The following is a 7,492-nucleotide window of genomic DNA, read 5'->3' on the forward strand; positions in this document are numbered from 1 at the left end:
CCAGAGCAGCCAGAGCAGCCAGAGCAGCCAGAGCAGCCAGAGCAGCCAGAGCAGCCAGAGCAGCCAGAGCAGCCAGAGCAGCCAGAGCAGCCAGAGCAGCCAGAAGCAGGCAAGAAAACCAAAAAGTAAGGTGAGCCATGTTAGAGCTGGAATTGGTGAAAGAGCATTGCCGGCTGGAGCTTGATTTCAGTGTGGACGACAAGCTGATTGGCGTATTCATTGGTGCTGCGAAAAAGCATGTTGAGATGTATACCCGTCGCACCCTCTACGCCAGTAAGTCAGACCCTGGCTATGAGGACGACGAAGATCGGCTTTTGCTGGATGATGACGTTCGTACAGCCATGCTGCTCTGTATCGGGCATTGGTATGCCAACCGGGAGGCCGCTGTAGTCGGCGCATCAGCATCCAAATTGCCGTTGGCCGTCGAGTCTCTACTTCAACCTTATCGGATTTACGGGCTATGAAATCATTACGCGCTGGGCAGCTTCGTTTTCGCATCGGGCTTTTTCGCCCTGTCACTATTCGCGATGAGCAAACCGGTTCGCCGGTGAAATCCTTCGAGTTTGTGAAAGAGGTCTGGGCGGATGCCGAGCCGATTTCTAACCGCAAAATTCGGACAGGTGAGCAAGGTCAAGTGGTGGAAACCATGCTGTTCACGCTGCGCCCGCGTGATGAAATTACCGTTGACTGGCAGGTGGTTTTTCAAAAGCGAACCTTTACCGTTCGCGCACCGGACCGCTCGCAGTCAGACCGACTGTTAATTACGGCGGAGGCAGATATTCGTCATGATCGAGTATGACATCAAAGCGGCGCTGGAGGCGTTAACCAGCCTGCCGGCATACCCGCTGTTGTTGCCCGACCCTGAACAGGAGGGGGTGACGTATCAGAAAATCACTGACCCTAAATTTGATACCGGGCTGGCCAGCACCGCGCTGGTTCAGGGGCGCTTTCAGATTTCGCTGTACGTAATCAACGATTACGCCCGCCTGATTGAACTGGATAAGGCCATCTGCACAGTCTGGGAAGGTATTCAGCACGGACATATTGGCCGCTGGCCGGTTCAGACGGTGACACGTGGCACGATGTTGCAAGGCGCAACCACGCTGACCAACAACAGCACCCAATACCGCCTGGTACGCGATTACATCATCTGCTACCCGGAGGACGCCGTATGATCAGCATTAACGTTACGGGCCTTGATGCGCTTGAGCGTCAGCTTAAAGCAATGGGGGATGATGCGGTCAAGGTACTGCGTGATGCTGGGCGGGTAGCACTGGAGCCAGTGCTAGAGGACATGAAGCAACATGCGGGCTTTGATGAGAGCAATTCCGGGCCACACATGCGGGACGATATAAAAATACGCAGTACGAGCCGTATGAAAGACGCCCGCTATTTGACGGTAATCACTTTCAAGGTTGGTCCCAGCAAAAAGCATCACATGAAGGCGCTGGCACAAGAGTTTGGCACGGTGAAGCAGGTCGGAAATCCGTTTATCCGACCCGCTCTGGATTACAACAAAACCCGCGTGTTACGCATCCTGGCGGCAGAACTCCGCTACGGCATAGAAAACCGGTAGCGACCGCTGCCACAATCATTTAAGAGAGGAAATATGGCTGATAAAACTTCGCCAGAGTACGCCATGCTGCCTGCTGGCACAGTGGTAAAATGGGGCACTGTCGGCGCCGCACCAACTGCAATGAAAGCACTGGTTAATTGTAAGGCGGTAGGTGAAATGGGACAGACCGGCAGCTTTGTGGATTGCACCACGCTGATCGACACTACCAAGCAATTTATCTCCGATCTGCCCGAAGGAGCGGAGAAATCAATCGGGTTTATCGACGACCCATCCAATACTGATTTTGCTGCGTTCCTTACCGCTGCGGACAACCGTGAAACCGTGCAGTTTTATGTTGAACTGCCAAACGGTCGCACCTCCACTTCCATTCTGTCGCTGTCCGGATGGAAGATGAATGAGATTGCCGCGCCAGCGAGTGAAGTCATTCAGATTACGGTTCAGGGCAAGCAGAACAGCAACACATGGGGTGCTGTGGCCCCAAAGGTGTGATCAGCGTGACTACCCAGCCGAAGAACGTTGATCTGGCGGTCGGGGGCAATTTGTCCCTGACTGTTGCGGCTACCTCCAGTAACGGCAAGCCCGTTAAATACCAATGGCAGAAAAACGGCTCCGACATAAGCGGTGCCACCGCTGCCACCTATACCAAAAATTCAGTTGTGGCGGCAGATGCAGGCGCTTATCGCGTGGTGTTGTCTGCCGAGCGGTCAGACACCATCAACAGCACTACCGCAACCGTAACCATTAAGTAAGGAAATGGCATGACCCAGAAGAAAATCAACCTCAAGACCGCTCTGCTTCAACCCACCAATACGGCGGTGCCGCACACGCTGTTTGGCGTGCCGGTACATATTCGCCGCCTGACGGTATGTGAACTGATGGATTACGACGAAGGGCTTGGAAAGGCACAGTTAGAGAGTGACCAAAAGGCAGCAACACTGCTTGGCGCTCAGTTGATCCTCTGTGCACTGGTTGACGAACAGGGTAAATCAGTACCTGCATCTGATTTGCCTTCACCGGCGGAACTGCTGGCAGCTCATGATAACGCGGCGTTATTTGATGCAATCCGCGCTATCCAGAGCCACAGCTACGGCACGCTGGAGGAAGCCGAAAAAAACTGACCCACTCACCGTGGCTATGGCTGATCTATCAGTTGGCCGATCGCTTCGGTGAGCCTGACGTCAGAAAAATTGCAGCCCTCCCGGCCTCTATTATCCAGCACTGGGAGGCATTCTATTCGCTGGTGGATAAGGCAACGTCCGATACTGCTATCCCGCCCCCTGTCAATCTGTCAGCCCCTGTCGCATCTGATGTTGATGAACAGTGTGCTGCCGTTATGCGAGCGCTCATGTAATGGCCGATGTAGCTACTCTGGCGGTAGCGCTTCACCTGAATTCCGCCAGTTTTAAATCTCAAATTGTCGATTCATTCAGAACGGCAGAAACCGCGTCAAAAAACTTTACGGGCAAGGCGCAGCAGGAAAGCCAGAAAACCACTGAAGCGCTGACCCAGATAGGCAATCAGGCGAAGCGCACCGGCGGTCAGCTTAACTCTTTGAGTGGTGCGCTCAGCGCCAGTCAGGGCGGCTTCGAAGGGCTGCGAAGTGTGATCAGCGGCCTGGCCGGTGGGAGTAACATCGCGGTTAGCACGCTGGCCAATACATTAATCCCGACGCTCGACCGCACCTTCATCGGCTTTAAGGGGCTGACAAGTGGCTGGGAGGCCCAACGCGAAGCAGCGAAGGCTGCTGCCCTTGAGTTTAACAAGGCGTCGCAGGGACAGATTGAACAGGCACAATCTGCACGCCAGCAGGCTCAGGCGCAGTTCGACGCGGCTAAGCGTACCCGTGAACAGGCGCAAGCCTCCCGCGAGCAGGCGCAGGAAATGGCGCGCTTCTATGCGGCTAAAAATCAGGAGAACCAGCTCTACGGCCTTTCGGTCAGCTATCAAAAAGAGTATGCCGACATTCACCGCCAGGTGCGCGAGGCTAATCTTGCTGAGGTCAGCGCCAAGGAAAAAATGGCGCAGGCATCAAAAGCGGTGCTAGCGGCGGATATTGCTGAGTCCCAAGGCAAAACTAACCTGCTTTCCTCCCTGAACCAAATCAGCGTGGCCAACAAGGAAGTTTCCTTTACGGCGCGCGCGGCAGCGGTAAGCACTAACTTGATGAAAAGCGCTCTGGCCCTGCTGGGTGGCCCGGTAGGCTTAAGCATCATGGCGGCGGTTGCCGGTGCCACGGCATTGTATACCGCGTTTCAAAAAGGGGAGGCAGAGACCAAGGCATATACCGTAGCGCTTCAAAAGTCAGGGCTTCAGGCCATTATGACGGTGAATGATCTGCGCATGCTGATGATGACGCTCGGCGGCACAGAGAATGCGGTTAAGGCTGTCACCAGCGCCGCCGGCGCTGGATTTGGTGGCAATATGCTGTCGGAAATAGCTGAAACCGGCACCCGTATGAACGAGCTGGGTATGTCATCTGATGATCTTGTTTCGACGCTATCAAGCCTGAGCGGTGAACCTCTAAAGGCAATGGAGGCATTGACTAATCAGGGCGTTCAGCTCAACACCACGTTTATCGATCATATCGCCACGCTGTCCCGGCAGGGGAAAACCAGTGAAGCGACGGCGCTACTTCAGCAGAAATACCTTGATGATGTGAAAGCCAAAGTCACCGAGCAGGAGAACAGCGTCGGCGGATTGGCGTCTATCTGGAAGTCGCTGAAAAATGAAGTGGCGTCCGCGTTCGATATCATCGGTCAGGCGCAGATGAAAACCGGCCAGGCGCAGGCCCTGGCACAGGGCGTTAAGCTGGATATCAGCAACGATACCGCTAACGAGGTGAAGAAAACCAACGAAGAGCTGTACAAGCGGCGGCAACAAGAACAGGAAGCCGCCCGGAAAGAGTTAAAGTTACAGAATGAAGTCTCCGCCGCTATTAAGGCTGGTGCTGATCCTAAAAAGGAACAGGCCCGCTTAACGGGTATTGTATCGGCGCAGTTTAAGGCCGGAAAACTGACGGCAGACGAATATGCGCAGGCGTTGAAGGGCATTAACAAGCAGTATGGAGAAAAGTCCAAAGGGGCTGCATATAGCGATAGTGAAGGCGTAAGACGTCTGCAACAGTTGCAGCAACAATCTTCTGTATTGCGCGCACAGGCGCAAGATACCGACAAACTGACCGAATCGCAGAAAAAGCTGGTGGCCTTCGATCAGGAGATTGCAGGGCTTCAGGGTAAGAAACTAACCACCGGTCAAAAAAGCCTTTTGTCCATGCAAGACCAGATCAGGGCGCAATTAACCGAAAATGTGGCGCTGGAAAAGGCAAACCGTGAACGTGAGATTGGCAAAAAACTGTTGGAACAAACCCGTAGCCTGGTGATGGAAACGGCTGCGAAACAGCAGGAGTACGCCAACCGTAATGCGCAGATGACCATGTCAACTGACGCCTATGATCAGATGGTGGCTGAGCAGAAAATCAGGCAGTCGTTCCAGCAACACCGCTTGCAGCTTGACAAGGAAGTGACGGACAAATCGTCCGAACAGTACACTCAACAGACGGCCATTCTTGCCAGTGAGCAGCAGAGGCAGCTTGATATCGTCCGCAATGCCGCACAGGAAAAAGCGGCTATCGAGGGTGATTACACCGCAGGGCTGAAAAAGGGAATGATGGACTGGTCATCTGATGCCGGTAACGTTTATGGGCAGGTTAAAGATGCGACCGGCAGGATGTTTGACGGCATGGCGGGCATGCTGACCAACTTTGCTACCACAGCCAAAGCCAGCTTTGGTGATTTCTCCAAATCCGTCCTGACTGACCTTGCCAGCATGATGATCAAGATGGCGATGTTCAACGCGCTGAAAGCTGGCATGAGTTTCTTCTCACCTGGCGGTAATGACCCGGGGCAGGTACCGATGTTCGCTAACGCCAAAGGCGGTGTTTACTCGTCGCCGTCCCTGAGTTCCTACAGCGGTCAGGTGGTCAGCCAACCCACAACGTTTGCGTTTGCCAAAGGTGCTGGCTTGATGGGGGAGGCCGGGCCAGAAGCTATCATGCCGCTCAAGCGTGGTGCGGATGGTTCGCTAGGTGTCCGAGCTATGGGGGCATCGCAACAGACTGCTGCCGCCCCAAATGTTTACATCACAATTGAAAGTAGCGGTAATGTCAGCTCCCAGGCTACTCCTGGTTGGGAGGATTTCGGCAAACAGATAGGGAATATTGCTGCACAGGAAAGTCAAAAGGTCATCAACCGGAACCTGAAGCCAGGTCAGCCGATCTGGAAAGCAATTAAGGGGATGTAATGGCCATTCAGATATTTAACTATCCGGCGCGTGTTAATGCTGCCGGTGACACCCGATTTCGTATAAGGAAAGCGCAGTTCGGCGATGGTTATATGCAGGTTTCAGGCGACGGTATTAACCCGATCATTCGTTCCTGGGACCTGACTTTTATCGGCAAGTATGACTACATCACGCCTATTATCGCCTTTCTCGAAAATCATTACGGGGTGAGATCTTTTCAATGGACACCACCGACCAACGTTCCCGGCCTCTACCGCTGCGAAGGCTATAAGCCTATTGCAATGGGCGGCGATAACTATTCACTGACGGCCACGTTTACCGAGGCCTTCCACGTTTAACCGAGATTAATCATGCTGAATACAGACCTGCAGAAGTTGGAGCCGGGCAATCGCGTTCGCCTTGTTGAAGTGGACGGGACAAAGTTCGGTGCTGATATTCTGCGCTTTCATAGTGACACGCTGCCCTATACGCCGGAAGAACTGGCTGCAGCAGGCGGAGACGAAACGAAGCTACCTGCAAAATCGATCTGGTGGCGGGGCAAGGAGTACGGGCCGTGGCCGTTTACCGTTGAGGGACTGGAAATATCCTCAGACAGCCAGAGCACTGAGCCAAAGTTAACGGTTGCTAACCTTGATGGGCTGATCACCGCGCTTTGCCTCCAGTTCGAGGACATGGCGCAGGCTAAAGTGCTGATCCACGATACATTGGTACACTATCTCGACGCCCGTAATTTTCCAGAGGGTAACCCTACAGCTGATCCGGTGCAGGAAAAGCTGCAGGTCTTCTACATTGATCGCAAGGTAACGGAAAGCGATGAGTCGGTTGAGTTCGAATTGTCCAGTCCTGCTGACCTACGAGGCCTACGTATCCCGACCCGGCAAATTCACAGTTTATGTACCTGGTGCTCGCGTGGCTGGTACCGCACAGGTAAAGGCTGCGATTATGCCGGTACCCGATACTTTGACGACAAGGGAAACCCGGTTGATGACCCCAGCAAGGACCGTTGCGGCGGGCTACTGAGCGATTGCCAAAAACGTTTTGGCGAGAACGAACCGTTGCCGTTCGGTGGGTTCCCCGGTGCCTCATTAATCCGGCAGTAGGGGGAGATATGAAAGAAAAAACCATAGCGGCCATTATGGCGCATGCTGAGACTGAGTATCCGCGCGAGTGTTGCGGCATAGTGGCGCAAAAATCTCGCGTTGAGCGTTACTTCCCATGCCGTAACCTGGCTGAAAACCCTACTGAACAATTTCACCTGGCGCCAGAAGGCTACGTAACCGCATCGGAGTGGGGCACAGTCACAATGATTGTGCATAGCCACCCTGATGCCACCACGCAGCCGAGTGAACTGGATAAGGCACAGTGTGACGCGTTAGAGCTTCCCTGGGTGATTGTCAGTTGGCCTGAAGGGGATTTGCGCACGGTTATACCGCGTGGAGATTTGCCGTTAGTAGGGCGCCAGTTTGTACTGGGGCATACGGACTGTTGGGGGCTGGTCATGAGTTATTTCCGGCAGCAGCACGGTGTTGAATTGCGCGATTACCGCGTTGATTACCCGTGGTGGGAAAGGGGCGAAAACCTTTACATGGACAACTGGCATGAATGCGGCTTCCGTGA

General features: G+C 54.0%; 11 protein-coding genes. All 11 read left to right on the forward strand.

Annotated elements, in window-relative coordinates; translation table 11 throughout:
• Positions 1 to 137 precede the first annotated feature (137 nt).
• Positions 138 to 464 carry a head-tail connector protein gene (locus JOE25_RS26285; protein WP_209640567.1) on the forward strand — a complete coding sequence of 109 codons (327 nt, stop codon included), beginning with the start codon at positions 138 to 140 and terminating at the stop codon, positions 462 to 464.
• Positions 461 to 799 (forward strand): phage head closure protein, encoded by a 339-nt coding sequence (locus JOE25_RS26290; protein WP_209640570.1) that lies wholly within the window; start codon positions 461 to 463, stop codon positions 797 to 799. Before JOE25_RS26285 ends, JOE25_RS26290 begins: the two co-directional genes overlap by 4 nt.
• Entirely contained in the window at positions 786 to 1,175 is a 390-nt protein-coding gene (locus JOE25_RS26295) for a hypothetical protein (RefSeq protein WP_209640574.1), read from the forward strand. The genes JOE25_RS26290 and JOE25_RS26295 overlap by 14 nt, the downstream gene beginning before the upstream one ends.
• Positions 1,172 to 1,576 (forward strand): HK97-gp10 family putative phage morphogenesis protein, encoded by a 405-nt coding sequence (locus tag JOE25_RS26300; RefSeq protein WP_209640577.1) that lies wholly within the window; start codon positions 1,172 to 1,174, stop codon positions 1,574 to 1,576. Before JOE25_RS26295 ends, JOE25_RS26300 begins: the two co-directional genes overlap by 4 nt.
• A gap of 33 nt (positions 1,577 to 1,609) precedes the next feature.
• Positions 1,610 to 2,065: a phage tail protein gene (locus JOE25_RS26305; RefSeq protein ID WP_209640580.1), complete on the forward strand. Its 456-nt coding sequence runs from the start codon at positions 1,610 to 1,612 to the stop codon at positions 2,063 to 2,065.
• Between the two features lie 5 nt (positions 2,066 to 2,070).
• Positions 2,071 to 2,325 (forward strand): immunoglobulin domain-containing protein, encoded by a 255-nt coding sequence (locus tag JOE25_RS26310; protein ID WP_348539732.1) that lies wholly within the window; start codon positions 2,071 to 2,073, stop codon positions 2,323 to 2,325.
• A gap of 9 nt (positions 2,326 to 2,334) precedes the next feature.
• A complete protein-coding gene (locus JOE25_RS26315; RefSeq protein WP_209640585.1) occupies positions 2,335 to 2,694 on the forward strand; it encodes a phage tail protein in 360 nt (119 codons plus the stop codon).
• A gap of 232 nt (positions 2,695 to 2,926) precedes the next feature.
• Positions 2,927 to 5,875 (forward strand): phage tail tape measure protein, encoded by a 2,949-nt coding sequence (locus JOE25_RS26320; protein WP_209640588.1) that lies wholly within the window; start codon positions 2,927 to 2,929, stop codon positions 5,873 to 5,875.
• Positions 5,875 to 6,213, forward strand: a complete 339-nt coding sequence (locus JOE25_RS26325) for a phage tail protein (protein ID WP_209640591.1) — start codon at positions 5,875 to 5,877, stop codon at positions 6,211 to 6,213. Before JOE25_RS26320 ends, JOE25_RS26325 begins: the two co-directional genes overlap by 1 nt.
• Positions 6,214 to 6,222: 9 nt before the next feature.
• Entirely contained in the window at positions 6,223 to 6,975 is a 753-nt protein-coding gene (locus JOE25_RS26330) for a phage minor tail protein L (RefSeq protein WP_209640598.1), read from the forward strand.
• A gap of 8 nt (positions 6,976 to 6,983) precedes the next feature.
• On the forward strand, positions 6,984 to 7,492 hold a 509-nt coding region (locus JOE25_RS26335), incomplete at its 3' end, for a Mov34/MPN/PAD-1 family protein (RefSeq protein WP_209640595.1).

The organism is Serratia sp. PL17 (genome assembly GCF_017832355.1).
Taxonomy (GTDB): domain Bacteria; phylum Pseudomonadota; class Gammaproteobacteria; order Enterobacterales; family Enterobacteriaceae; genus Serratia.

Excerpts from the sequence above, each read along its gene's own strand:
- JOE25_RS26290 (WP_209640570.1), top strand. The coding sequence starts at position 461 with ATGAAATCATTACGCGCTGGGCAGCTTCGTTTTCGCATCGGGCTTTTT.
- JOE25_RS26295 (WP_209640574.1), top strand. The coding sequence starts at position 786 with ATGATCGAGTATGACATCAAAGCGGCGCTGGAGGCGTTAACCAGCCTG.
- JOE25_RS26320 (WP_209640588.1), top strand. The coding sequence starts at position 2,927 with ATGGCCGATGTAGCTACTCTGGCGGTAGCGCTTCACCTGAATTCCGCC.
- JOE25_RS26300 (WP_209640577.1), top strand. The coding sequence starts at position 1,172 with ATGATCAGCATTAACGTTACGGGCCTTGATGCGCTTGAGCGTCAGCTT.
- JOE25_RS26325 (WP_209640591.1), top strand. The coding sequence starts at position 5,875 with ATGGCCATTCAGATATTTAACTATCCGGCGCGTGTTAATGCTGCCGGT.
- JOE25_RS26305 (WP_209640580.1), top strand. The coding sequence starts at position 1,610 with ATGGCTGATAAAACTTCGCCAGAGTACGCCATGCTGCCTGCTGGCACA.
- JOE25_RS26285 (WP_209640567.1), top strand. The coding sequence starts at position 138 with ATGTTAGAGCTGGAATTGGTGAAAGAGCATTGCCGGCTGGAGCTTGAT.
- JOE25_RS26315 (WP_209640585.1), top strand. The coding sequence starts at position 2,335 with ATGACCCAGAAGAAAATCAACCTCAAGACCGCTCTGCTTCAACCCACC.